This is a genomic window from Paenibacillus sp. FSL R5-0345 (assembly GCF_000758585.1).
Classification (GTDB): Bacteria; Bacillota; Bacilli; order Paenibacillales; family Paenibacillaceae; genus Paenibacillus_AQ.
On record NZ_CP009281.1, the window covers coordinates 5,619,308 to 5,644,682 of the forward strand.

Annotated in this window: 13 protein-coding genes; 5 read left to right on the top strand and 8 right to left on the bottom strand. The window is 47.0% G+C overall.

Features of this window, described 5'->3' with window-relative positions:
• Positions 1–200: 200 nt before the first annotated feature.
• Positions 201–5,426 carry a WIAG-tail domain gene (locus tag R50345_RS24750; protein WP_042130860.1) on the bottom strand — a complete coding sequence of 1,742 codons (5,226 nt, stop codon included), beginning with the start codon at positions 5,424–5,426 and terminating at the stop codon, positions 201–203.
• 214 nt (positions 5,427–5,640) lie between these two features.
• Here R50345_RS24750 and R50345_RS24755 point away from each other — a divergent pair, with 214 nt between their 5' ends.
• Entirely contained in the window at positions 5,641–6,762 is a 1,122-nt protein-coding gene (locus R50345_RS24755; protein ID WP_231573920.1) for a YheC/YheD family endospore coat-associated protein, read from the top strand.
• Between the two features lie 85 nt (positions 6,763–6,847).
• Positions 6,848–7,636: an archaetidylserine decarboxylase gene (gene asd, locus R50345_RS24760; RefSeq protein ID WP_042130862.1), complete on the top strand. Its 789-nt coding sequence runs from the start codon at positions 6,848–6,850 to the stop codon at positions 7,634–7,636.
• A gap of 72 nt (positions 7,637–7,708) precedes the next feature.
• Here asd and R50345_RS30500 read toward each other — a convergent pair whose 3' ends face one another.
• The 4 genes from R50345_RS30500 to pdxR form a co-directional block, all read right to left on the bottom strand.
• Positions 7,709–14,584, bottom strand: a complete 6,876-nt coding sequence (locus R50345_RS30500) for a glycoside hydrolase family 3 C-terminal domain-containing protein (RefSeq protein ID WP_156114870.1) — start codon at positions 14,582–14,584, stop codon at positions 7,709–7,711.
• A 576-nt stretch (positions 14,585–15,160) separates the two neighbouring features.
• Positions 15,161–15,904 (bottom strand): 2,3-diphosphoglycerate-dependent phosphoglycerate mutase, encoded by a 744-nt coding sequence (gene gpmA / locus R50345_RS24770; RefSeq protein ID WP_042130863.1) that lies wholly within the window; start codon positions 15,902–15,904, stop codon positions 15,161–15,163.
• A gap of 675 nt (positions 15,905–16,579) precedes the next feature.
• The gene (locus R50345_RS24775) at positions 16,580–17,365 is read right to left on the bottom strand and encodes a helix-turn-helix domain-containing protein (RefSeq protein ID WP_042130864.1); all 786 of its coding nucleotides are present in this window, start codon (positions 17,363–17,365) and stop codon (positions 16,580–16,582) included.
• Positions 17,366–17,600: 235 nt separating this feature from the next.
• The gene (pdxR, locus tag R50345_RS24780; protein WP_042130865.1) at positions 17,601–19,097 is read right to left on the bottom strand and encodes a MocR-like pyridoxine biosynthesis transcription factor PdxR; all 1,497 of its coding nucleotides are present in this window, start codon (positions 19,095–19,097) and stop codon (positions 17,601–17,603) included.
• A gap of 141 nt (positions 19,098–19,238) precedes the next feature.
• Here pdxR and R50345_RS24785 point away from each other — a divergent pair, with 141 nt between their 5' ends.
• The 3 genes from R50345_RS24785 to R50345_RS32085 all read left to right on the top strand — a co-directional run bounded on the left by R50345_RS24785 (position 19,239) and on the right by R50345_RS32085 (position 21,605).
• On the top strand, positions 19,239–19,856 hold the full coding sequence (locus tag R50345_RS24785) for a pyridoxamine 5'-phosphate oxidase family protein (RefSeq protein WP_042130866.1): 618 nt from the start codon (positions 19,239–19,241) through the stop codon (positions 19,854–19,856).
• A 179-nt stretch (positions 19,857–20,035) separates the two neighbouring features.
• Positions 20,036–21,337, top strand: a complete 1,302-nt coding sequence (locus R50345_RS24790; protein ID WP_042130867.1) for an aminotransferase class I/II-fold pyridoxal phosphate-dependent enzyme — start codon at positions 20,036–20,038, stop codon at positions 21,335–21,337.
• 148 nt (positions 21,338–21,485) lie between these two features.
• Positions 21,486–21,605 (top strand): YjcZ family sporulation protein, encoded by a 120-nt coding sequence (locus R50345_RS32085; RefSeq protein WP_212567871.1) that lies wholly within the window; start codon positions 21,486–21,488, stop codon positions 21,603–21,605.
• A 224-nt stretch (positions 21,606–21,829) separates the two neighbouring features.
• Here R50345_RS32085 and R50345_RS24795 read toward each other — a convergent pair whose 3' ends face one another.
• The 3 genes from R50345_RS24795 to R50345_RS24805 are packed head-to-tail and all read right to left on the bottom strand — an operon-like array spanning position 21,830 to position 25,297.
• The gene (locus R50345_RS24795; RefSeq protein WP_042130868.1) at positions 21,830–23,050 is read right to left on the bottom strand and encodes an ABC transporter permease; all 1,221 of its coding nucleotides are present in this window, start codon (positions 23,048–23,050) and stop codon (positions 21,830–21,832) included.
• A gap of 1 nt (position 23,051) precedes the next feature.
• Positions 23,052–23,798 (bottom strand): ABC transporter ATP-binding protein, encoded by a 747-nt coding sequence (locus R50345_RS24800; RefSeq protein ID WP_042130869.1) that lies wholly within the window; start codon positions 23,796–23,798, stop codon positions 23,052–23,054.
• Positions 23,795–25,297, bottom strand: coding sequence for a DEAD/DEAH box helicase (locus R50345_RS24805; RefSeq protein ID WP_042130870.1), 1,503 nt, complete (start codon positions 25,295–25,297; stop codon positions 23,795–23,797). The genes R50345_RS24800 and R50345_RS24805 overlap by 4 nt, the downstream gene beginning before the upstream one ends.
• Positions 25,298–25,375: the final 78 nt, after the last annotated feature.

Below are 25,375 nucleotides of genomic sequence, written 5' to 3' on the forward strand. Positions count from 1 at the left end.
CTAATGGACTCCATAGACGCTATTGTCCGGAAAAACACCAAAGAATGCCCTATTCCTAAATTACGTTATTTGGATCCGGAAGCCGTAGCGGGTGACTAGGACTCGGCGGTACATGTAGCTAACGACCCAAAAAACAACAGAGCAGCGATCTCCATAAGAAGAATCGCTGCTCTGTTATTTTAAGAGAGACGATTTGAAATTTAATCAAACACTCGATCATCCACTGCCGGTTTGGCTAAAGGAGCGCCGATAGCAATCCAAGAGATGACCCCGTAGAAATGAGGAGTTTCGCGCAAGCGCACCACTTGTATCACTGCATCTCCATTAGCTCTGCTCTTTAAGGAAGCATAGAAGTAAGGTTGATTCGTCATGGCGACGAGCACATAACCCGTATGACCGAAGTTCTCATCGAATGATACGGTCACCTCCACACTCTCAGCATCTCCATTGAACATAAATGCTGTCATACCGAACTGCTGGAGCGCCTCTCGCTTTCCTGCAGTCTGAATCGGACTGAAGGATAGATGTTCAGCATTGACAGAATTCACTGCCAAATGGGCTCCGTTTACTGCACCGGGCGCAATATGATAATCCTGAACGCTTTCTTCCTCCAGATGACGGGCTTGAATGGCAAATGAAGAGATTTTGGAAGCTACAACCGCTTCATCCTGAAGCTCCGTCGTCCCTACTGCACCATCGGCCAGATGAGTGGACTCGATGCTGCCTGCCTTAAGCTTCAATCCGTCGATGCTAGCATCCTGAAGCAGCGCTGCGCTACGTGTTTCATCCGCAAGATGCTCCAATTTGATGATACCGGGCTGCAAATGTCGATCTGCCACGATCTGGTCAGCAAGATGCTCTCCATACACACTCCATGGCTGCAAATGTAAAGAATTCACTGAACCTTCGGCCAGCTTTTCTTCGGTGATACTTCCTTCCGGCAACAGATCGGCGCTACGCACCTCTTCTGACAGATGCCCTAAGGTGATGCTGTCAGATCGAATGTGACGACTATCCACCGCATCCGCTGCCAAATGACCACCATAGACGCTACCAGGAGCCAGATGGAAAGAATGGATGGATCCACCCTCCAATTTTTCTCCTGTGATACTGCCATCCGGCAACAAATCGGCGCTAAATACTTCTTCTGCTAAATGATTCAGAGCGATGCTTCCAGACCGGAGATGACGGCTATCTATCGTATCACTCGCTAAATGTCCCCCATACACGCTGCCCGGAGACAAATGGAAGGCATTAATAGATCCACCCTCCAATTTCTTTCCGGTAATACTGCCGTCTGGCAGCAGATCAGAGCTACGAACCTCTTCTGACAGATGAGCCAGACTAATCTCTCCGTGTCGGATATGACGGCCTTTTATTGTACTTGGACTCAGATGACTTCCATTTACACTTTCAGGCGCTAGATGAATAGAATCTACGGATGCTTCCGCCAGCTTCTCACCAGTAAGGCTACCATCTGGCAGCAGGTCAGCACTACGAGCCTCTTCTGACAGATGAGCTAAAGTGATCTCACCATGCAGGATGTGACGCCCTTCTACTGTCCCCGAACTCAGATGACTACCATCCACACTTCCAGGCACCAGGTGAATAGAATCTACGGATTGATTTGCCAGCTTCTCACCAGTAAGGCTACCGTCTGGCAGCAGATCAGCACTACAAGCTTCTTCCGACAGATGAGCCAGCGTGATTTCACCGTACCCAATATGTCGGCCTTCTACTGCACCCGGACTCAGATGACTGCTCCCTACACTTCCAAGTGCAAGATGGATAGAACTTACCGATTCTTCTGCCAACTTCTCGCCAGTAATACTGCCATCCAGTAACAAGTCCGCACTACGCGTTTCTGCTGCTAGATGAGCCAGCGTGATTTCACCGTACCCAATATGTCGGCCTTCTACTGCACCCGGACTCAGATGACTGCTCCCTACACTTCCAAGTGCAAGATGGATAGAACTTACCGATTCTTCTGCCAACTTCTCGCCAGTAATACTGCCATCCAGTAACAAGTCCGCACTACGCGTTTCTGCTGCTAGATGAGCCAGTGTGATTTCGCTGTTTCCGATATGGCGACCTTCTACTGCACCCGAACTCAGATGACTACTCCCTACACTTTCAGGTGCAAGATGAGTAGAATCTACGGATTCTTTTGCCAGCTTATCCCCGGTAATACAGCCTTCCGGTAACAACTCCGAACTACGTACTTCTTTAGCTAGATGTGATAGGGTAATCTCACCGTACCCGATATGCCGGCCCTCTATTGTATCCGGACCCAGATGATCGCCATTTATACTTCCAGGTATTAGATGACTTGAATTCACAGATTCTTCTGCCAGTTTTTCTCTGGTAATACTGCCGTCTGGAAGCAAGTCTGAGCTACGTGCATCGTTAGCTAGATGAGCCAGTGTGATCTCACCGTACCCAATATGACGTCCTTCTATTGTATCTGGGCTCAGATGACTGCCATTTACGCTTCCAGGTATTAAATGAATTGAATTCACAGATTCTTCTGCTAGCTTTTCTCTGGTAATACTGCCGTCTGGAAGCAAGTCTGCACTACGTGCGTCGTTAGCCAGATGGGCCAATGTGATCTCACCGTACCCGATATGACGTCCTTCTATTGTATCTGGGCTCAGATGACTGGCATTTACGCTTCCAGGTATTAAATGAATTGAATTCACAGATTCTTCTGCTAGCTTTTCTCTGGTAATACTGCCGTCTGGAAGCAAGTCTGCACTACGTGCATCGTTAGCTAGATGAGCCAGTGTGATCTCACCGTACCCGATATGACGTCCTTCTATTGTATCTGGGCTCAGATGACTGCCATTTACACTTCCATCCACTAAATGAACAGAACCTACAGATCCCTTTGCGAGCTTCTCGCCGGTAATACTACCGTTAGGCAGCAGCTCAGAACTAAAAGTCTCTTCTGCCAAATGAGCGAGTGTGATCTCTCCATGCCGGATGTGACGGCCTTCTACTGCACCAAGACTCAGATGATTTCCGTTCACACTTTCAGGTACAAGATGAATAGAATCAACGGATTCTTCTGCTAGCTTCTCCCCAGTAATACTACCCTCTGGCAGCAAGTCGGAGCTGCGTGCATCTTCTGCTAGATGAGCCAGCTTGATCTCACCATATCCGATATGCCGTCCTTCAATCGTATCCGCACATAGATGGCTGCCGTCTACACTGCTCGGTGAAAGATGCTGGGAATCCACAGCCTCTTTGGCCAGCTTAGAGCCGCTTATACTGCCCTCTTGTATTTGAACCGTAGAGATGGAATTAGGAATAATATGGCCATTTCCAATGGACAACGGCCGGATATGCGCTCCGCCGATGCTTCCCGGATTCAAATGTCTGCTCTGAACCGCACTGTCACTAATGGATTTTGATTGAACTACATTCACAGATAAATGCTCTGCCTGAACTGCCGACGCTGCTAATTTACTAGAATCTACACTTCCGTCGGCAAGCTTAGCCGAAGTGACCGATAAATCACTAATCTTATCTGTCGATACACTTTCCGGGGACAGCTTTAACGACGTCACTACATGATCTGCCAGATGATGCGGCTGCACTGCTCCAGCAGCCAAATGAATCTCCCTCACCGCAGCAGAAGCCAGCTTATCGCCTGAAACCGAACCGGACTGAATCGCAGCTGCAGTCACACTATTTTCTCCGAGATGTCTCCGTTCCACAGCTCCAGTGGCAAGATGATCTTTATCTACCACAGCATCCTGCAACGCACGGCCGCTCACGCTGGCATCGGCTAGATGTTTCTCCTCCACTGCACAAAAAGCAATATGCTCCCCACTCACCACTTCACGGGCAATCGTGCTTCCAATGACCGATCCTGCTGCTAGTTTCGCCGAGCTCACCACTCCGTCGGCTAACTTGGCGGAAGTTACGCTCTGTGGACGAAGTTGCTCCGCACCTACAGACTCTGAGGCCAGCTTTTCTCCAGTGACAGCGCCAGAGGACAGATGATGAGTATAAATAGCTTCATCCATAAGCTGCTCCGAGCCTACCGACTCCGGAGCTAAATGAGAGTGGTTCACAGCCTCACGTTCCAGATGATTGGAGGAAACAGCCTGCATAGCGATTTGCGGTCCGCGTATGGCGGATTTAGCAATATGTCTTGTGGTTACAGCTTCATCTGCTAGCTTATGTGCGAGTATGCTTTGATCAGCGATTTTCGATGAGGTGACCGCTTGCTCAACCAGCTGTGCAGTGCCTACCGCACCTTCCGTTAGCTTTAAAAAGGAGATACTTCGGTCAGCCAGATGTCGACTCGTTATTTCCCCGTCGCTGATATGGGAACCGTGCACGCTTTCTGCACTTAAGTGGATACTTCTCACCACTTCTGCACCTAGCTGCTTGGAACCGATAGCGCCATCAGCTACATGTGCGCCTTCGATTACACCCGACTGAAGCTGCTCCTTGCCGATCAGCTTGCTGGCAAGCTGCCCTGGGCCGATCGCTCCCGGAGCCAGATGTCTGGCGGTTATCAAAGCATCGCTTAGATGGCGACCTTCAATCACAGCATCAGCCAGCTTGGAGCCGCTGATTTCACCATCGGCTATTTTATCGCCTGATACCGCTGCATCAGCTAGCTTGGAACGGTCAACACTCCCATTTGCGATGTGGCGGCCCGAGATGCTGCTGCTTCCTATTTTGTCACCAGTTACCGCCCCATCCTCCAGTAGCTCTGCCGTAATAATCAGATCACTCAAATGACGGCTCTCAATGGATTTATCTGCAATTTGACCGCCGCCAATAATCCGATCCGCCAGCTTCTCCGGACTAATACTGCCGTTCTTCAGCTTCTCTCCACTGATGGAATGATCCAGCAGTTTACCGCCACTTACGCTTCCTTCGGCTAAATGCTCACCTACAATGGATTCAGGCGCAATTTTCGAAGAAGTAACTGCCTTGTCCGCGATATTGATACTCTGTACAGCGTAATCTTGCAGCCAAGGTGTACCAATAATGCCGAACTTCAGCTTTGAGCCGTCAATGGTGCGTGGAGCGATTTTAGCCCCGGTCACTGCTGCATCCGATAGATCATCTGTATAAACAGGCTGGAACCGCTCTTTTTCAGGAGCGAACCATATCGTCTCAGGAAGATTATCCGCCTGTTTCTGAAGCTGTGTTTCCACTATAGGCTCTGGCTCTGGTTGCAGAACGGGTACGAAAATCGCTTCCTCTTGAACGACTTCAGCTATTGCTCCTCCACTTACCTGAACATCCGCGAGCTCTGCTTTACTGACTCCGTCACTGCCGCTCCCCGAATCCTTTGAACTGCTTTTGCTTTCCAGCATAGTCAGTTCCTTTATATTGGGATTATCTACATAGTAGAGTCGTTTTTGTGGACTGCGCGGCTGCTTTTTTTTGGAACCCCTCACAAGCAGTCTCCTCCTTCCATCTAATGTTTCTCCTAGGCATCATATGCAGCGGTATGGGCTGATGACACCCTTTTGCAATAAGCCCTTTATTAGATTCTGATGAAATTTATACTTTCTTATATTTATAAAAAAAGGCTTCTGCCGCCGCGCATTCGTCCACCCTGACACGCGGGTACAAACATACAATGACAAGAGTAGTAAAGGCGGGAATCACGTGACCGAAGAAACAGGAGGTACAGACATGGGGCATAAGCTCGTTGGAATACTACTAAATGCCGATATGCACCGAGGCGTTCCCCGGCTAAAAACAGGACAGGAGTCTCTATCCAACTATGAAGAGGCGGCCGCTGCATACGGCTTAGTCCCTTGCTTCCTGAAGCTCGCGGACATCGATACAGACTCAGGCTTCAGTGCCGCCTATATAAAAGGTTCTCTTGGATATAAAAGCGTTGTAGTACCTACGCCCACTGTCATCCATAACCGGGCGATATACAGCCAAAATAGTCCAGGGATGCAACGTCTGCTGCGGCACCATCCTTTGGTGTACAATACATGCAATCGATACGGCAAAGATGAGATCCATGAACTGCTTGAGCAGCATGAAGAGCTTCGTGAGGTATTGCCTGCAACAACAGGAGTATCTGGACTCAAACAAATGATGAATCATTACCCAGATCTTATTCTTAAACCATGCCGTGGAAGCATTGGGCATGGTGTCATGCGGCTGGTTCGCAAAGGAACACAGCGCTGGAGCCTAAATTATCTCTCTCCCTCAATGCGGCGCTGGATAAGCACTCCCGTCTATCAGGGGGCACTGCCAAAAGCGCTCCGAACACGTCTTGCCTCCGTCCCTTACCTCGTGCAGGAGCGTATTCCCCTTGCGGAGATTGGAGGACGTCCATTTGATCTGCGGGTCACTGTTCAACGCGGCTGGGGAGGAGATTGGCAAGTCACGGGGCTCTTTGCCAAACTGGCACCCCCTGGGGGTTTTGTCTCCAATATAGCCCGTGGAGGCGAAGCGTTAAGCTCTTCCTTTGCACTTGAAAAAGCTTTCACTAGATCAACAGCAGCCCATATCCGTATGTCTGTCGAAGCACTTAGTCTTGTGATCGCACGTTGTCTCGAACAAGACCTTCCAGGTCTGGCTGATATCGGACTGGATATTGGCATTACTAAGGAAGGCCAACTCTTCTTCATAGAATGCAATGGCCGCGACCAACGCTATGGATTTCACAAAGCCGGCCTAACAGAGATTTGGAAGGAGAGTTACCGAAGACCTATGGGATACGCACGTTTTTTACTAGAAAAGAACAGTCTCATATATAACGGTTATTGATTTGTCTCCTATTCTATGTCAATATAATGCAGAGCAGAGACGGCCGCATACAGCCGTACTGCTGTATTATGGAAGGGAGATGGGCATGGTAAAACAATTGCTGCGGCTGATGACCGAGCTATCCTCGCACCGATGGATTTCACGGATAATGGGGTCTTTTTCTCATAGTAGACTCAGCCGTTTTCTAATCCCGGTATTTATTAAGACTTATCAAATCCCCTCCGCGCAGGCGGAGAAGAATCCTGGAGAATATCTCACTCTTAATGAGTTTTTCAGCCGCCGGCTGAAGCCTGGCATGCGGCCTATTGCAACCGATGCTGACGCTTTAGTTAGTCCCGTAGATGCAATGATTACTGCTATGGGCGATATTAATTCTGGTACGATTATGAATGTAAAAGGGCAGGATTATAAGATCGAGGATCTACTAAATCATTCTCCACATCTGGAGCTGTACAAAAAGGGCTTTTTCTTCGTCCTTTATCTGAGTCCTACAGATTATCACCGGATTCACTCTCCCCTTACTGGACATAAGGTGGAGAGCGATTATATTCGTGGACGAGCCTACCCTGTCAATGATTTCGGTATGCGACATATGAAGGGTGTATTGAATCGTAACGAACGTCTCATTACGTATATCGCTGGAAGCTATGGTGAAACCGCAGTAGTGAAGGTAGGCGCGATGAACGTCAGCAGCATCCGGTATACGGATGCTAATGCTACCGAGTGGCAAATCGGCGATGATCTAGCCTATTTCGAGTTCGGCTCCACTGTAGTGCTGCTTATGGAAAGCGGTACTTTTACCCCAAGACCTAACCTTGAGGTCAACTCGAAGGTAAAAATGGGGGAGTTGCTGGGGACGCTGCATCAGCCTTAGTAAAGTTACGATATAACAAAATAAGGGTATCCCTGACCGATTAAAATCGGCGCCGGGATACCCTTATTTTGTTTATTTCACTTTAGAGCTTGTTACACTAGCATAGTAATCGAGCACATTTTTGATGATCACAGCTGCTTCAGCTCTTGTGGCCGAAGCTGTCGGATGCATTTCTCCACCACTGCCTCCATTAACAATACCAAGATCTTTGAAGGCATAGACCGCTTCTTTAGCATAACCTGCGATAGAAGCATCATCTGGGAAGTCATGGTTCATCGCTTGCGGTAATTCAACATTCAGTTTCTTCAATGCATTGAATAGAATTACACACAAGTCCTGACGGCTAATGCTGCTATTTGGAGCAAACATTCCGTTACCGATACCGTTGATCAGCTGATTAGAAGTGCCAATCTCAACATAGTTTTTATACCAAGCATCTTTCAGAACGTCAGTAAACTGCTTTTGATTCTCACCCATGCTGAAGTTGAAACTTTTTACTACCATGGCAACAAACTCGGCACGGTTTACCTTCCCGCTTGGATCAAAGCTTCCGTCTGTGCGTCCGCCGATAATATTTCTCTCCATCAGCGCTGCAATTGCGGATTCTGCCCAAGTAGGAATTAGAGCAGCATCTTTGAATTTATTCTTGAGCTCTTGTCTGATTAGTTCCGGTGTCTTAGTTTTTTCATCTGTTTTTGGAGTCTGAGGCTGCTGTTCTCCAGGTTTTATGACTTCTCCAGGAATCGACGGTACTGTAGGTACCGCTGGGGTAGTCGGTGTTGGTGTGTTTGGTTGACCGCTATCTCCACCTGATCCGCCGCTGTAAGGTTTAACGATCACAGAAATCTGCACCTTCAGGCCAAGCGGATTACCTACACCCTCCGGCAAGATCAGATCCCCCTTGATAGTGTACGTTCCTTCCGCATTACCGTTATAGCCTTCCTTGTTCCACTGAACAGAAATGACCCTATTCACCTCAGTATTTAGAGTTACAGATACTGATGCTGGCAGCTCCAGCGCGTCAAATCCGGTACCGTAAGCAACGCTCTTACTTACTAGTGCTTGCACTGCCGTAATCTCCGGAATCGTAACGATCTCTGGCAGTACATCAATCTTAATGGTTGCCTTAAGGTTCTTTGGATTGCTGATCCCTTCCACAGGTACTAGCGCACCATTCAGGATATAAGTCCCCTGTTTATCGCCATTGTAACCTTCATCGTTCCATTCAATGGATATCTCCTTGGTCTCCCCGTTATTCAATGTAGCTTTAATTGAAGATGGCAGCTTCAATCCATAAAATGGAGTCCCGAATGGAACACTCTTACTTTCCAAATCCTGCACGGCGGTAATCTCAGCAATACGAATCACCTCCGGCATTACCTGAATGGTGATGGAAGCTTTCAGATCATTCGGATTAATCATTCCTTCTTCCAGAACCATAGTACCGTTCAGTACGTATGATCCTTCTGCATTACCGTTATAACCAGTAGGGCTCCATTGAACAACAAGTTCCTTCATCTCATACGTATCCAGTGTTACTGTAACTGAAGATGGCAATTCCAGCTTATCAAAGGCGGTGCCAAACTCAACATTTTTACCCTCCAGCTTCTCAACTTTAGTAATCTGGATAGGTTTAATGCCTTCTGGCAGTACAACCACTGTTATAGAAACAGTTTGATGGGTACTGTTCAACACACCCTCTGGTAGCTCAAAGCTGCCTGCAAGCGTATAACTCCCTGCTTTGCCGCCGTTATAATCTTTACTGTCCCATTGTACAGGCAAGTGAATTACCTTTTTGTTGCCCAATGTTGCTTCCACTGTAGCAGGTAGAATTAATTCTCCTGCAGCAGTCCCGAACGGTACACTCAGCAGTTGCGGCTGAACAATCGATACAATGTCTCTAGCATGGGTATCCTCTGTCCATTTGGCATAATACACCGTGCTTCTGTTCAATACTGTCTCTGCGGCTAATGCATCACCGGTCCCTTCTTTATTATCAAACCAGCCATCAAAAATGTAACCTTCACGTTCCGGTGCCATAGGTAAGCTACTTAATGCTTCACCTTTAAGTGCGGTTACCTTAGTAGGCGATGGTGCATCCAGATAATTCTGATCGAAGTTTACTTCAATCGGCTCAGCATAAATGAGTTCAACATATTGCAAATTAGCATTTAATCCGTTAAAAATCATATACACATTTTGTTTTCCAGTCACTTTGCTTCTGTCTAGGAAGGTTTCCGCTGTCAAATAATGATCAATATAAGAATTTCCGGGCGTTTGCTTGGTGCTTGCCATGCCATAATTTCCCCAAGCAGCGCCTGCTTTCTGAGCAAAACTAATGCTTGCAAATTCATTACCAAGTTCAAAAGAACCTCCGCCGCTGTAAGCATCAGCGTATGCTCTTCCTGTTGTGGTAGCTCGTTTAACTGGTTTACCCGTATTGTCCGCCTCTGTATAGAACTTAAAGGATGGAGAGGTTCCGCCTTCACGGGCATACTGCACTCTGACTTCCACAAGATTGGTCAAGTCAACCTGACCGAAATAAACAAGGTCATTAGAATTGACATAGCTCATGGCCTCCGTGCCACTTTCAAATCTGAACTGGGTATTGGTTGCATAAATCCATGGTGCATTATAAGGATAAATTCTAATACCGTTCTCTACCTTCAACGTTTCTCTCGGAGCAATATTGATCGGCATGGACGATAGGCTCAAATCTGTTATAGCCGTTTTCAAAGAAGCTATGGCCTCTGCAACAACCTCATCGTTGATCGGCTCGGCAAGAACAGCCTTGACCTCTTCCAGCACAGCGTTGAATTTGAGCTTTTTGTAAGCTGTGTATGCACTCATATCGATGTTTTGAGCAGCCTTGATATCCGCATCTAACGCAGATGTGTCTACATTGTCCTGCTTTAACTGGAAGGTTAGCCAGTTCAAGTCAATGCCAGCACTCTCAAATACAATTCTAAGGGTATGCTCGCCCTCCGACAGATGAATATCAGGGATTCTGAAGGTTTTCCATACCCCTTTAGTCGTGGTAAGGTCAAAGGTTCCCAGTAGCTTATCGCCATCATAGACGCCAAAGGACATTTGGGCGACATCCGATTGACTGGAACGAATTCGTGATGTGACTTTGTACATGCCTTCTTTCTCCACATTTACCTTATAGGAAATGGCTTCACCTTTGCTGGTGTTGGTGTAGCATAATCCGCCGTCTACATCATTGCTGCTTACCGGCGTGATTATTGGAGTAATGGAGGCAAATTCCGTTTCAGCTACCTTCAATTTAGTATTTTTCCCTATCTTCTTTACTGCCAAAGCTACATCACTATTGATTCTGACATAATCAAAATCAACAATAAATGGATCTGTAAGAGTCTGACTTCCGTTGGATGCAAGTAACCCAAACTTCGGATTGGCATAATTCGCAGTTGTACTGCCTAGTGAAATATATTCCTTGCCGTCAGCGCTGACATAACCCGAGTAGCTGTTACCTATTTTTTTCAGCCGTAAATATAGCTCTTTCTTTTCTCCGAAAATACTAGTGAGCTGACTGGCAGACAGTTGTCCGATGGTAACAGGCTCCGTGCCTCCGGTTTCTTTGGTCATGCCAATGATCTTGCCGCTACTGTATTCATACTTCACCCAGATATAGTTATTGTTATCCTGTGAAGCCGTGATGCCGACGCCGTTATAATTTTGATTTGGCGCTTTGCTCATATTAATTTTTACGGTTGCTTCCCAGTTGCCGAAGGCTTCCTGCTGGAAATAGTTCTTCAAATCTGCATGATCACTCCAGAAGTCCCCTCTTTCAGCGATGATTCTTAAATTGCCGGGAGCAGTGCTCAAAGACCAATTTTTGCTGTTTTCTGCATTGGTAGCAGTCTCTTTATTAATCGTCCAGAAGTTGCTTAAACTCGTAGTGTCGAACTCATCGCTCTGTGGTGTCGTACCAAACTGTATCACATAAGAATTCGCCTGATCGGAGCTGATACATTTGATCGTCACTCTTTTATTGATGAGATCTACGTTGGCTGTCGCTTTTACACCATCATTGGATTCAAACGTAACTTTAGGTAAAGCAGCCCCGTTACTGAGACCTACATCATAACTGAACCTGGTCTGCGCAAAACCCTCAAGCGGCTTACCATCAATCGAGATGTTCTTTAAATAAGCATAGGTCGGATTCTCAAAAATCGGTTCCAAGCCTTCCTCCGAAGTGAAGATAACCTTATAGATCCGTTTCTCTCCTCCGGCCGAAGCAGTAATTACAGCAGCCGGTCTATCTTTATCGGCTTGTCGTACACTTACGTCTACACCGGCTGTCGCCGTAGCTTTGACTTCAGGGTAGCTGCTTATTTCAGTCGTTTCACCAAAGGCCTTATAGTCGAGTTTCAATGGATTAAATATCTTGATCTTTTTGCCGCCTGCCGTAATCTCGGAGAGCTGCGGATCACCCGATTTGTCCGTATTCACCCGGAACCAATCTTTTCCCGGCGTGTAATTGACCACGTAGTCAATCTTTGCCGTTCTTGCAAAGGCTGGAGATTGCATCAAGAAGCTCGTGATATTTTTAGCAGAACGCTGCAATTCTCCTAAGGTCAGACTGCCGTTAGCAAGCGATGTCATCGTATTAAAGGTACTGTTATTCCGATTCTTATGCGTTTCTGCATAATCGTTCGGAATTACCATGTAAAGATCGTTTTGGGCACGAACCATAGCTTTGCCATTGGTTTCATCATAACGATTGGTAGTGGCATAGAAGCCCTGGTCCTCACTCATCTTCGCCCACCAGTCTGTCATGACAATCCCGTCAAAGCCCCATTCTCCGCGAAGGATGGTGGTATTCAGATCATAGTTACTGGAAGCCCAAGTACCGTTTACCGGACCATAGGACGTCATCACTGAACGCGCCTTTCCACTCTTCACAGCCATTTCATAACCTTTCAAATAAATCTCGCGCAGCGCTCTTTCAGAGACAAGTGCATTCACAAGATGTCTATCCGTTTCCTGATTGTTTGCAGCGAAATGCTTAATCGTTGGTGCCGTACCGTTCTTCTGAAGACCCCTTGTCTGTGCAGCAGCCATGATGCCTGTCAGTAACGGATCCTCCGAAAAATACTCGAAGTTTCTCCCGTTCAGGGGACTTCTGTGGATATTGATTCCCGGTCCTAGCAGCGTATCAATATTGTTAATCAACATTTCTTTGCCGAGAAGATCGAATAATCTTTCATTGAGCTCCGTGTTCCACGTACAAGCAAGCATCGTCCCGTTCGGGATACTGGTTGCCTTCTCTGCATTGGTCTCCATCCGGATGCCTGAAGGGCCGTCCGCCGCACTGTCGATAGGGAGTCCGAATTTCAGCAGATTTTTAGTGACACCACCAAAGGCGGCAGCGGTACCAGCAGTAACTTTAGGGCTGGACATCCCTTCCCCTAAAATAATGGCCCCTAGATCGTTGTTAGACAATTGTGCGATGAACTGGTCCATAGTCACTTTTTGATTGTATACATCCAATAGGGTATAACCCTTGTCCCCAGTTTGTGGAATGGACGCAGGGAGATTCTGTTTGATTCTCTCATCCAAGTTGGTAGTTCTTATCGGTACCTTTTCAGTAACAGTGGTAAAAGTACCATTTCCATTCGGCTGACCTGGTTTGATGCGATCAAATTCCTTAGTAGGCGCGAGCGCTTCCTGCAAGGTTTCTACAACCTTCAAAGTATTTAGACTGTATACTCCTTGCTTTACGCTGTCACTTACACTGTTGCCTACATAAATATTATAGTCACCAGCTTCTAGGACATAAGATGAATCATGACCTGTAATCCCGCTGTCATCATATGAAGCCATATCTTTGGTGTCATATGTGATGGTGATTGACTGTGCTTCCCCAGGCTGTAGCAGCCGGGTCTTAGCAAAAGCAGCAAGCTCCTTGGCCGGTTTACCAAGTTTACCTTGTGGTGCACCGTAATAAATCTGTACAACTTCTTTGCCTTCCACCTTACCTGTATTCTGAACAGTTACAGTCACCGCAACCTCATTCTCACCAGCAGTGACATTGTCAGTAGTGATCTTGAAATTGGTATAGGACAACCCGTAACCAAATGGATAGAGCACCTTATCTGGAGCAAAGGTCTCAAAATACCGATAACCTACATAAATATCCTCACTATAAGAATTCTCAGTTTTGCTGCCAAAATGTGCAGTAGAAGGATAGTCAGCAAGTGTAGCTGCAATCGTATCGCTCAATTTACCGCTTGGCGTAACATCTCCGGTCAGCACATCGGCTACTGCACTTCCCCCTTCCATCCCCCCTTGCCATGTATACAAAATAGCAGCTTTGGGATAGTTTTTAGCCCATGACATATCGATAACGTTGGCTACGTTCAATACGATGGCCACTCGGTCGAATTTGGCATAGACCCGGTTAAGCATATCAACTTCAAGGTCTGTCAGCTTATAGGCACCCTTGACGTCCGTATTATCTTTATCTTCACCGGCTGTTCTGCCGATGATGACCACAGCAGCATCCGTTTTTGCTTTTGCTGCATCCACAATTTCATCGGTTAAAGGCATTTCCGCCTGGGACCATGGCTCTGCTGCCCAGCCACCACCGCCGTTGTTGAAAGGATTCTTTTTGATCCAGTCGGCGTAGACCTTCGCCAGCTCTTCATTTAACTTGAGACTGGGATTGTTCCGAAGCCCCTCCAGAATCCCGTTCACATAATCTACCCTTACAGCACCCCCAGATCCTGTGCCTGACTTGTAATAATGCGCTTGTATGCGGCCAAATACAGATACATTTTCACTCTTCTTGATAGGGAGCACTTGTTCATTCTCATTTACTTCTGACCCTGCTAGTTTATACTCCGGATTTTGCAGCAGCACGATACCTTCAGCGGCCACTTCCCGGGATACATCCGCTAAACCCGGGAGAACCTTGGCCATAACGGTAGAACTGGTACCAGGCGTTATGATTGAGGTTATCAGAATGCAGCAGAATAATATTTTAAGTAAGCGATTACAATTATTCCTCATACTTATCACCATTCCTTTCGATTAAGGTACAGCTTAGGATAATGGGTCATCGTAAAATATTCACTTCATAAATCAATAGGATGAATTTTCTTTCAGGAAGGAGTTATTCTCTAAAAATAATTTGCGCCAGCCGCTGTGGAGTAAGGCTTATTCAAAGATCAAGTAAGTTACAGAACAGAACAAATCAGAATAAATCTAAACCGGTTTAGATTTTGTGCATAATTCCCCTCTATTTCCCTGTTTTTTTGAGGAAGAACAGTACCAACTAACCCATCTTACAAATTAAAACGTGCGAAAATGTTCATTGATTCCCCCTTTACTTTTGAACTCACATTGAATACTATCATCAGAATTATCATCCTAACATAGAAAATCCTCATAGATTTATTGAATATACTCATATATCACAAAGACAACAAGATCCAAGCAAACCGTCGCAAAAGGAAAAACAAAAGGACAGCCCCGCGGCTGTCCCTTAATCCCTATTTACACATGTCCCTGCTTAGCAACATCCCGTGCCTTGGCTGCCACCTGTTCCGGATCACCTAAATAAAAGCGGCTGATTGGATTAATGTCCTCATCCAGTTTGTACACGAGGGGCACACCGGTAGGAATATTGAGCTCCAGCAGTGCTGCCTCATCAATATCCTCCATAAATTTGATCAACGCTCGCAGCGTATTTCCGTGAGCTGAAATAAGCACTCTTTCCTTTTTACGCACAAGGGGGACAATGCGGTTTCTCCAGAAATCGCCCACACGATGAACAGTATCCTCCAGACTCTCGCCACGCGGGATATCTTCCGGGCGAGCACTGCTGTAGCGAATATCGTTTCTGGCATACCGGGGATCATCCAGCTCCAGCAGAGGGGGCCGAACCGATAAACTGCGTCTCCAGAGATGCAATTGTTCTTCACCGTATTTTATCGCCGTTTCACTTTTACTGAGTCCCTGAAGTGCGCCGTAATGCCGTTCGTTTAGCTTCCAGGACTTTTGCACAGGAATCCACAGCAAATCCATTTCATCAAGAACATAGTTAAGTGTTTTGATCGATCGTTTGAGTACCGAGGCAAAAGCAAGATCAAACGTATACCCTTCATCCTTCAATAGCTTGCCAGCAGCCTTGGCCTCTTGAATACCCTTCTCGGTTAAATCGGGGTCACTCCAGCCCGTAAACAAATTCTGCACATTGTACTGGCTTTCACCATGACGTATAAGCACGATTTCGTACATTTTCTCTCTCCTCCCACCTATAGCTCTAGAACTCTGTCACGTGTGATTTTTACGATGCATTACAAGAATAATACTCTCCTTAGTAATAACCCATTCACTCAAATAAATATCGACTACTAGCCAACATTGGACTTTTGAAACATCATCTGATGCGAGGTGTTGATTTAATTGCAGAATGCGCAACAGATCATCCTTATTTTAACTCGTAAAAAGATTTCGTTGTACTTCGTGCAATAGATCACCGTGATAATCTTTAGAATCGGTGTTTCCCCTGCATTTGATTGTAAGATGTGCAACAGAATGCAAAATTACCCTCAAAGGAGTTCATTCTATTGTATAAAATACAACGTTAAGGATGATTAACCCTTCAGTTTGCCAAAAAAACCGGCAGCCTGTTGGCCCCGGTTATTTAAAGTCTTTGGTCATATCCAGCGTTGATATACCTGCTTGCTTAGTTTAGAACCAGCTATCTATGGCAAAAGCACTCGACTGTTTTAATCGTTTTAAACGGTTTCTAAAAATCCTTGCGCCTCCACTTTTACAATCAGTGTTGCAGATTCGGCGTCTGATCACCATCCTATGTGTCTCCCCTTCCAAGATGTTATGTAAATTCTCTGTAAACTAAACTGCAAAGTATTTACCCTTGGATGACATATCTGAAACAAAGAATGGAAATCAGCGGATCTCGGATGGACTTTTTCCGGTGTATTGCTTGAACTGGCGGCTAAAAAAGAAAATATCACGATATCCAAGAGCATCCGCTACCTCAGTCACATTCATTCCTGCGTAAAGCAGCAAATGCTGAGCACGCTCAATCCGGGCACGGATGACATAAGATTGAACGGATGAGCCGGTAAGCTCCTTGAACTTAATTGAAAAATACCGCGGTGACAGCCCTGCACGTGCAGCAAGATCCTCTACGCGATGCGGAATTCCGGGATGCTGGCTCACATAGTTCGCTATTTCGTGAATAATCTCTGTTAAATGGTTGCTAGCATAACGTTCTACAGGCTTCACTCGGTCCTCCCTAAGCAGATGAATCATTAGTTGTTTTAGAACAAGCTGCCCTTCTTCCTCAGCCGCGTACGTATCCACTAAGAATAGTCGAACGTAACGAGCAAGCAGATGCTCAAATTCAACCGTTTCTGCAAGTACGCGATAGGGCAGCGGAATCTCCGTCACCTCTCCCGTGACATCAAAATGAATATATGTAAGGACAAGCGGTCGTTGCGGATTATGAGTAGCGCTTGTATGGTCACCCGGACGGAACAAGAAACAGCTACCCTTGCCCACTTGGAAGGGTTCCCCGTTACGTATAACCGTCCCTTCCCCGCTCCATACATAGAATAAATCATAATTTTGTAGCGACTTCTCTCTTTTTTGCCATTTCCAGCTTGGTTCGCACACAATCTTCGCCAAGGCAGGTAATATAACAAAAGAGGACGGCGATGCGTGCAGCATAACGTTCCCTCCCAAAAGTTTTGTTAGCATAATCTACTTTGAGTTACTTCGCAAAACTTGCTTCGTAAGCGTTCACTTCGTTTTGTTAGCATAATCTACTTTGAGTTACTCCGCAAAACTTGCTTCGTAAGCGTTCACTTCGTTTTGTTAGCATAATCTACTTTGAGTTCCTTCGCAAAACTTGCTTCGTAAGCATTCACTTCGTTTTGCTTCCCATCCCCACCATCATACCTTGTCATGTTGCACTTTGTACATCTTCCCATGCCAAAAGCAGGCGCTTTACTCCTTCTTCCAGCTCCACTGCACTAAGATGGGCAAAAGCAAAACATGCGGCTGGTTCCCCCAGCGAAACTTGATATAACGCCGCATCTCTGAAATCTGTACCGCGCCTGCGCGCCGCCAAACGGAATGCTACGAATTCTTCGCGACTGCGTAGCCACCGTGCATATACTTGCAGCCCCGCATCACCGGGTAGCAGCTCAAACAGCTCTTTAAGCTTTTCTGTCAGCAGAGCTCTAAGAATACGGCCGCGCTCGCCGTAAATACGGGTCTTCCGACGTAGATGACGACCATAACCGCCAGTATTCATAAACCGCGCTAATGCACGCTGTTCCAGGAGTCCTACTGGTGAGGGCTCATACAGCCCCTTTGCGGCGATCGTCGGTTTCACCAGAGAGGGAGGAAGCACGGCAAAGCCAAGCCGAAGGCCAGAGAACATCGTGTTCGAGAAGGAGCCAATATACACCACTCGTTCTCCGCGATCTAGCGCTTTTAAAGGCTCAATTGGACGTCCTGACCACCGAAACTCACTATCATAATCATCTTCAATAATAAGCGCATCATGCTGCTGAGCCCATTCCAATAAGGTCCGCCGTCTTTCCAAGGGTAGCACGACGCCTGTAGGAAATTGACGACTCGGTGTAACAAACAACAAGCGTGCATCCCAATCCTCCGGGATAAGCCCGCTTCCATCCAGCTTGCCACTCAGCAATTGACCTCCAGTGATCTCTACCGCTCGGCGAATCCCATGAAAACCCGGGTCCTCTACGACAGCCGAACCTCCCGCATCCAGCAGCAGCTGGGTCAATATAACGATGCCTTGCATCGAACCGCTAAACAATACGATATGCTCAGCATCCGCACGAATTCCGCGGGTAATCCGCAGATGCGCAGCAATAGCTTTCCGAAGTCCTGCATCACCTTGAGGCGGACAAGTGCTCTGCAACAATCCGCCTTCTTTGCCTCCGGCATAAGACAACGCACTGCGCCATTCGGAATACGGAAAATGCTCCATCCGCATACCACTGCTCAGGAAGCTCACAACATGCTTGCTACTTTGCTCATATAAGGGTGTCGGACGCGCGAGCAGTCTCCTGCCCCATGCTGATAGGGGGATTGTTGTCTCAGTTAATCCGCTTACTCCAGCCGCTGATTCCGAAGCCTTATTTTCACCCTTATTATTACCAGAAGCTGAAGAGAAGCTATCCTCCGATACGAATGTCCCCCGCCCAGTCACCGTCCTTACATAACCATCAGCGAGCAACATGTCATACACCTGCGAGACCGACCCGCGCGACATGTCATAGTGCATTGCCAGACTTCGTGTAGACGGAAGCTGAGTGCTGCCTGGGAGAGTTCCCTCCAATATTGCAGCGCGGAGCGCGTGATATAGCGCTAGATATTTGTAACGGTATATCGCTAGATATTGATCGTATGCCAGCGTGATATTCATTGTTCCCTCCTTGGCCCGCAAGTGGCCCATTAAAAACAATCTTAATTGGTACTTTTTAATTGTCAACCACTCTACTATTCTTGAAAGAACATCTACATCGGAGCAAACGCTCTACACTATTAAGAAAAGGACGTGATCCCTATGCGCAGAAAAGAATTTCAAGTAGATCAGGAGGAAGAATTGGTCTCTTTTCTAAACGGAATGAGCTTCGGTTTTCTCGGGACAAGCGATGAACAGGGGCTGCCGAGGGTGACTCCGCTGAATTTTGTATATACAGGTGGGTGTTTCTATTTTCACGGCAGTCATGCTGGTGGCAAAATGAAGGCGATCCGCAATCAACAGAAGGTCTGCTTTACTGTAGCGGATGAGTATGCACTGATTCCGTCTTATTTTAGCGATCCAGAGATGGCCTGCCCAGCAACCGCGTATTTTAAAAGTGTTACAGCCTACGGCACAGCCGAGCCTGTCGAAGACATTAGCGAAAAAGCCACCGTGCTCTCCTTATTTATGAATAAGCTTCAGCCCGAGGGTGGTTATGATCCCATTGATGCGGAAGACCCTAGGTACCGTTCCCGTCTAAAGGGAGTTGCCGTTGTACGTATTACCCCCGATGAGATCACTGCGAAGTTTAAGTTTGGGCAAAATTTAAAAGAAGAAGGACGTTCTGGAGTCATCTCCGGTCTGTCTGAAAGAAATCATCCACGGGATGCAGAAACCATTGAAATGATGAAAAAATACTGCCCCTACCACTCCGAATAATATATAAGATAGACCTGATTCTCATACAAAAATGGGCATTATGTATAGTGTAAAACTTATACTTCTTTAAATTTTAAAAAAACGTATCTTTCCAAGTGACGGTTGCAAGCCGCGGTGATATAATGTTAGGCAATGTTAACAGTATGTTATCCCCAAAGAACCCTGGAAGGATGAAACTGATGAATCCACTAGCTGGACAATTGAACGAAAGCATCAAAGCAGGAAATGAACATGTGTATGATATGCTCTCTACGCTTGGCAAAGAAATTTACTTCCCTAAGGAGGGCATTCTGAGCCAATCCGCTGAAGCAGGTGCTCACGCCAAGAAATACAATGCAACCATCGGGATTGCCACCGAAGGCGGCGTGCCTATGCACCTCGGCATCATTCAGGATAAGCTCTCTGCTTACAATCCTAAGGATCTGTATAGCTATGCTCCACCGGCAGGTAAACCTGAGCTACGTACTGTATGGCGTGAAAAAATGCAACGTGAAAACCCATCACTTGAAGGAAAATCCTTCAGTAATCCTGTTGTGACCAATGCCCTGACTCATGGGCTTAGCATTGTGGCTGACCTCTTCGCAGAGCCAGGCGACGCAATTATCTATCCAGATAAGAACTGGGAAAACTATGAACTGACCTTCGGAATCCGCCGTCATGGGGAGACTGTTAACTATCCACTTTTCACAGAAGAAATGACCTTTAACAGTGCGGGTCTTGAAGAAGCGCTGCTGGCTCAAAAAGAACGCGGAAAAGCGATCGTTCTGTTGAACTTCCCTAACAATCCTACTGGATATACTCCAGGGATGAAGGAAGGCGATGAAATCGTCGCTGCTATCCTTCGTGCGGCTGAAGAAGGTATTAACGTGGTTGTCGTAAGCGATGACGCCTACTTCGGACTGTTCTTTGAAGATTCACTAAAGGAATCATTGTTCGGTAAATTAGCTAATATTCACCCACGTGTGCTTCCAATTAAGATTGACGGAGCGACTAAAGAGGAGTACGTATGGGGCTTCCGTGTTGGCTTCATCACTTATGCCTCGGAAGATAAGGATCTGCTGGTTGCCTTGGAGCAAAAAACATTAGGCATCATTCGCGCCACCATTTCCAGCGGTGCACATCCTTCGCAGACCTTTGTACTGGATGCACTGAAATCACCGCAATTCGAAGAACAGAAGGATGGAAAGTTCCAAATCATGAAAGGCCGTGCGAATAAAGTAAAGGCGCTGCTAGATAGCGGCAAATACGGCGATGATGTATGGACATATTATCCTTTTAACTCCGGATACTTTATGTGTCTGAAGCTTCATACCGTTTCGGCTGAAGCCCTTCGGCTTCACCTAATTCATAATTACGGACTGGGCACTATCGCTCTCGGAGAAACTGATCTGCGTATTGCCTTCTCTTGTATCGAAGAAGATCAGCTCGAAGATCTATTCGATCTTGTATACGCAGGCGTGCGTGATCTGGAAAAAGCTTAACCCATCTTTCATATTCCCTACAATCAGCTCCGCTTTTGCGGGGCTGATTTTTTTCTGGACTCCTCCGGCATTGGCCTATACATGCTTCTCTCTCCGCACATACAATACGATGTACACAAGTACAACACACACCGAAAGGGGAATGAACATGAGCGAAGAAGTAAGAGGCGGATTTAACGGTTGTTGTGGCGGTGGATTCACAAGCACTGGCGCCATTCTGGTTCTCTTTATCCTGCTGGTAATCATCAGCCGTTCACTCTTTGTCTAACTAGAGATGACATTTTGGGGAGAGAGCCTCGAGCTCTTTCCCATTTCCCGTAGTACGTCTCATTCCCCATCAATTATATCCCCACTAAGTTGGGCTTTGCTTCGATGCGTACTCAGGTACTATGCGGGAGCCCCAATATATACTTTCTGATACGTAAAAAAAAGGCTCTCTCATCCGTAGAATGCTCTACTTTTGAGAAAGCCTTTTTATTTTGAAAGAATTCCTTACAAATCTTCGTCAGCTATCCGTGCCGCTTTGCGGGACAAGTATGCCTTAAACAAAAAGGATACCAGAATACCTGCTGCGAATGTACCGATCACTGGCAGTAGTCGGTCACCAATAGAAGCTAAGAAAGGCAATCCAAGAATCAGTGCCACTACCAAGTGCGCGCGGAATACGAATTGTGTTGTGTTATCCGCCTTACTGCCTTCAGGAAAGGGATACACTGTCAGCCAAAAAGATTCACTATGCAATTTGCGAAGTGCCGACAACTGCACCCCAATAATGAACAGGAAGAACAAATAGATCGCGGTGCCAAAATAACTGTCACGGTTCAACCAATTCAGCAGCAAGGCCAGCACCGAAATCCGCATAATGATTCCGAAGATATCTCCCCGGGCGAAGCTTTTGGTCAGCAAATAGCGGTAAGCCGTATCCTTGCGCCAAGGCAGCCGAGCCCCCCATTTGGAAAGATATCGTCGAGGATACACCCGCTGCTCACGGCCTGGTACATCCACGAACCACCCCAGAACCATCAGCGCGCGTCCACCTTGATTCTTTTCCATGGTGATTAGTCTTTCCCAAGGCACGGCGTGACGTGCAGGCACAGACAATGCAACCAGATAGGCTGCTGCTAAGAGTGCCATAAATATCAGGCTTCTACCAGCAGGCTGCCACAACCAAGCAGCTATAATTAATCCTCCTACTGCCCAGCGTAAGAACGTGAATATGCCAGCCATCGGACGCGACAGCATAGCTATCTCTTTCCATAAGCCGTAACTCGCGATTATCTTCACAGCGATCAGAATCAATATTGTAAATAACAGCCGCTTAGGAGAGTCATCTGTACGTATGTACAACGGCCAAAGCGTAATGAGTACAAATAACAATCGAATAATCTTCCATACGTTTCCACTCACCCACGAAGGTGCGAAATATTCCTTCATTCGGTGTCCTTGAGGCAATAGAAAGATTGTATCCGGGGTCTGCAAATAGGTTCGGAAGCTGCTATGTACTGCCGCAGGCAGTAGTATTGCAAGCATAATCCAACGGATGGGAATACCTTCTGGTACATTCTGTAACAACGATGTATACCAAGCTGAGAAGACAATCAACACAAAGAGGAAGACCATCGCTACGCCGCTTTGAATGATATATCCCACATAAGGAAGCATACTTCCCATGAATCGACCTCGCCGCGTGCGCCGCAGCTCTTTCAAATCCATATTATTTCCCTCCTTGAACCAGCTCGTAGAACAGCTGCTCCAAAGTCAGCCCCTGTAGTCCAGTGGTTGCCGCTATTTCTGCCAGCGTTCCCTGAGCAATCACCTTACCTTTATGCAGCACTATAAAGCGGTCGCAATAATTCTCAATGGTAGAAAGAATATGAGAGCTTAGCAGAATAGAGGAGCCTGATTTTTTCAGATCCATCATGAAATCAAGCAGAGAGCGTATCCCAAGCGGGTCCAGCCCTAAAAAAGGCTCGTCGATCACATATAACGCAGGACGTGCCACGAAAGCACACATGATCATGACCTTCTGCTTCATCCCTTTAGATAGATGAGTCGACAACGTGTCCATCTTATCTTCCATATGGAACAGCTTGGCTAAATGTAAGGTGCGGGTTTCGTAATCACTTTGTTCTACCCCATACGCTCTTGCTGTAAATTCAACATGCTCGCGTACCGTCATTTCATCATATAGAAGAGGCGATTCAGGTACAAAAGTTAACGCATTGTGATATCCGATTGGATCTTCAGCACGGGTCTTACCCTTTACTGTAATATCGCCCTTATGGGGCGACATCAATCCTAAAATATGCTTCATGGTCGTACTTTTCCCTGCTCCATTTAAACCAATCAAGCCAACCATTTCGCCAGGCTGCACCTGAAGAGCAATATCATGCAGCACCGGCTTATTCAGGCTGTATCCACCACTGAGGCCCGTAATTTGCAATACGGGAGAATTATTCATTGACCGTCACCTCTCGGAGTTTTGTCTTTCAACCACTTTGGCGCTCCCTTATTCTTACGGTTCTTCTCACGTTCCGCATTGCTGCTGCGTTTACTCCGGGCAGGAGTTGCACCTCCACGCGCACCTGCGGAAGGATTCACACTACGCTGAGAATCGCGCTGAGGTTCTCCGCTTGCCTCGTTTGTATGAATCGTAGCCAGTCTTTTGGCAGCTTGCTGGCTTGTTCCGGCTGCTGGCGACTGCACGACTGCATTCCCAGATGTTCGTGCCTGTGGTCTGCTGCTCTGCGGAGAAGCTCCATCGCGGCGTTGTCCACTGTTCTCATTGCGTCCCCGCCCACTACTCAAAGCGTTGCGCGCTTCATCTGCTGCTAGCACCTTGCCACCGACCATTTCCCGCTCTTCAAGGGCAATATCCAGCTCACGGGCAAATTTACGCATGATAAAGGTCTGCTGCTCTGTCACAATCGTTACGGATAGTCCGCGTTTTCCCATCCGACCCGTACGACCCGCACGGTGTACATAATGCTCGGAATCAAACGCAGGATCGAAACTGACTACCAGTGACAAATTCTCAATATCCAGTCCTCTGGCTGCTACATCACTGGCAACAAGTACACGGAATTTCCCCTCGCGGAAACGTGACAATACATTACTACGTGTTACCTTATCAGCATCACCGTAAAGGGCCGCTGCGGTTAGTCCAAGATGGTTCAGCTTAGCCTCAACCTCTGCAATATCATCTGTAGCATTCACGAACACAATCGCTTTATCCGGATTGTAATGACGGATGACTCGACGCAGCATGTCTATTTTGTTACGTTCTTCAGCGACAACATAATGATGCTCCAAGCTCTCAGCCGTCATTACACCAGGAGCGATGCCAACTTCTGCCGGGTTCTTCATTTCACGATTAGCCAAGGCCTTCGTCTCCGGTCCAATCGTTGCTGACAGCATCACGAGCTGGCGTGAACGCAGCGCACTGCTAACAATTTTCGTTACCTCACCGGCCCCGCTTAACTGGAACATTTGATCCGCTTCATCAAGAACAATCGTGCTGACTTCATGCATCTTCAGCTTGCGAAGTCCGATCAGCTCCCGGATCCGGCCGGGCGTTCCCACAACAAGCTGTGGATGCTCACGCAGTTTGTCGATCTGGCGTTTGATAGCTGCTCCGCCAATGAGACCCATCACCCGAATCCCGCGGTGTTCACCATAACGTTCTGCCTCGCGTAAGATTTGCATCGCCAGTTCCTGTGTAGGGGCAAGCACCAGCTTTTGGACCACCTTCTGCTCCGGGTTAATCGTTTGAAGCAGGGGCAACAGATAGGCCAAGGTCTTACCCGTTCCAGTCTGGGAAGCAGCAATAACATCTCTTCCCTCCAGCAGAAGTGGAATTGTCTGCTCTTGTACCGGGGATGGGGCGTTAATGCCGAATTCCGACAATCGGGTAACTAGGTCTTCTTGAATGCCGATAGCCGCAAAAGAAGCTTTATTCATAAGTGTAATTCATCCTTTTCGCTTGAGATAATATCTTCATTATATGCCAAAAAGGCCTCTCCACCAAATGGAAGGCCA

Excerpts from the sequence above, each read along its gene's own strand:
- asd (WP_042130862.1), top strand. The coding sequence starts at position 6,848 with ATGGTAAAACAATTGCTGCGGCTGATGACCGAGCTATCCTCGCACCGA.
- R50345_RS30500 (WP_156114870.1), bottom strand. The coding sequence starts at position 14,584 with ATGGCCAAGGTTCTCCCGGGTTTAGCGGATGTATCCCGGGAAGTGGCC.
- gpmA (WP_042130863.1), bottom strand. The coding sequence starts at position 15,904 with ATGTACGAAATCGTGCTTATACGTCATGGTGAAAGCCAGTACAATGTG.
- R50345_RS24775 (WP_042130864.1), bottom strand. The coding sequence starts at position 17,365 with ATGCTGCACGCATCGCCGTCCTCTTTTGTTATATTACCTGCCTTGGCG.
- pdxR (WP_042130865.1), bottom strand. The coding sequence starts at position 19,097 with ATGAATATCACGCTGGCATACGATCAATATCTAGCGATATACCGTTAC.
- R50345_RS24785 (WP_042130866.1), top strand. The coding sequence starts at position 19,239 with ATGCGCAGAAAAGAATTTCAAGTAGATCAGGAGGAAGAATTGGTCTCT.
- R50345_RS24790 (WP_042130867.1), top strand. The coding sequence starts at position 20,036 with ATGAATCCACTAGCTGGACAATTGAACGAAAGCATCAAAGCAGGAAAT.
- R50345_RS32085 (WP_212567871.1), top strand. The coding sequence starts at position 21,486 with ATGAGCGAAGAAGTAAGAGGCGGATTTAACGGTTGTTGTGGCGGTGGA.
- R50345_RS24795 (WP_042130868.1), bottom strand. The coding sequence starts at position 23,050 with ATGGATTTGAAAGAGCTGCGGCGCACGCGGCGAGGTCGATTCATGGGA.
- R50345_RS24800 (WP_042130869.1), bottom strand. The coding sequence starts at position 23,798 with ATGAATAATTCTCCCGTATTGCAAATTACGGGCCTCAGTGGTGGATAC.
- R50345_RS24805 (WP_042130870.1), bottom strand. The coding sequence starts at position 25,297 with ATGAATAAAGCTTCTTTTGCGGCTATCGGCATTCAAGAAGACCTAGTT.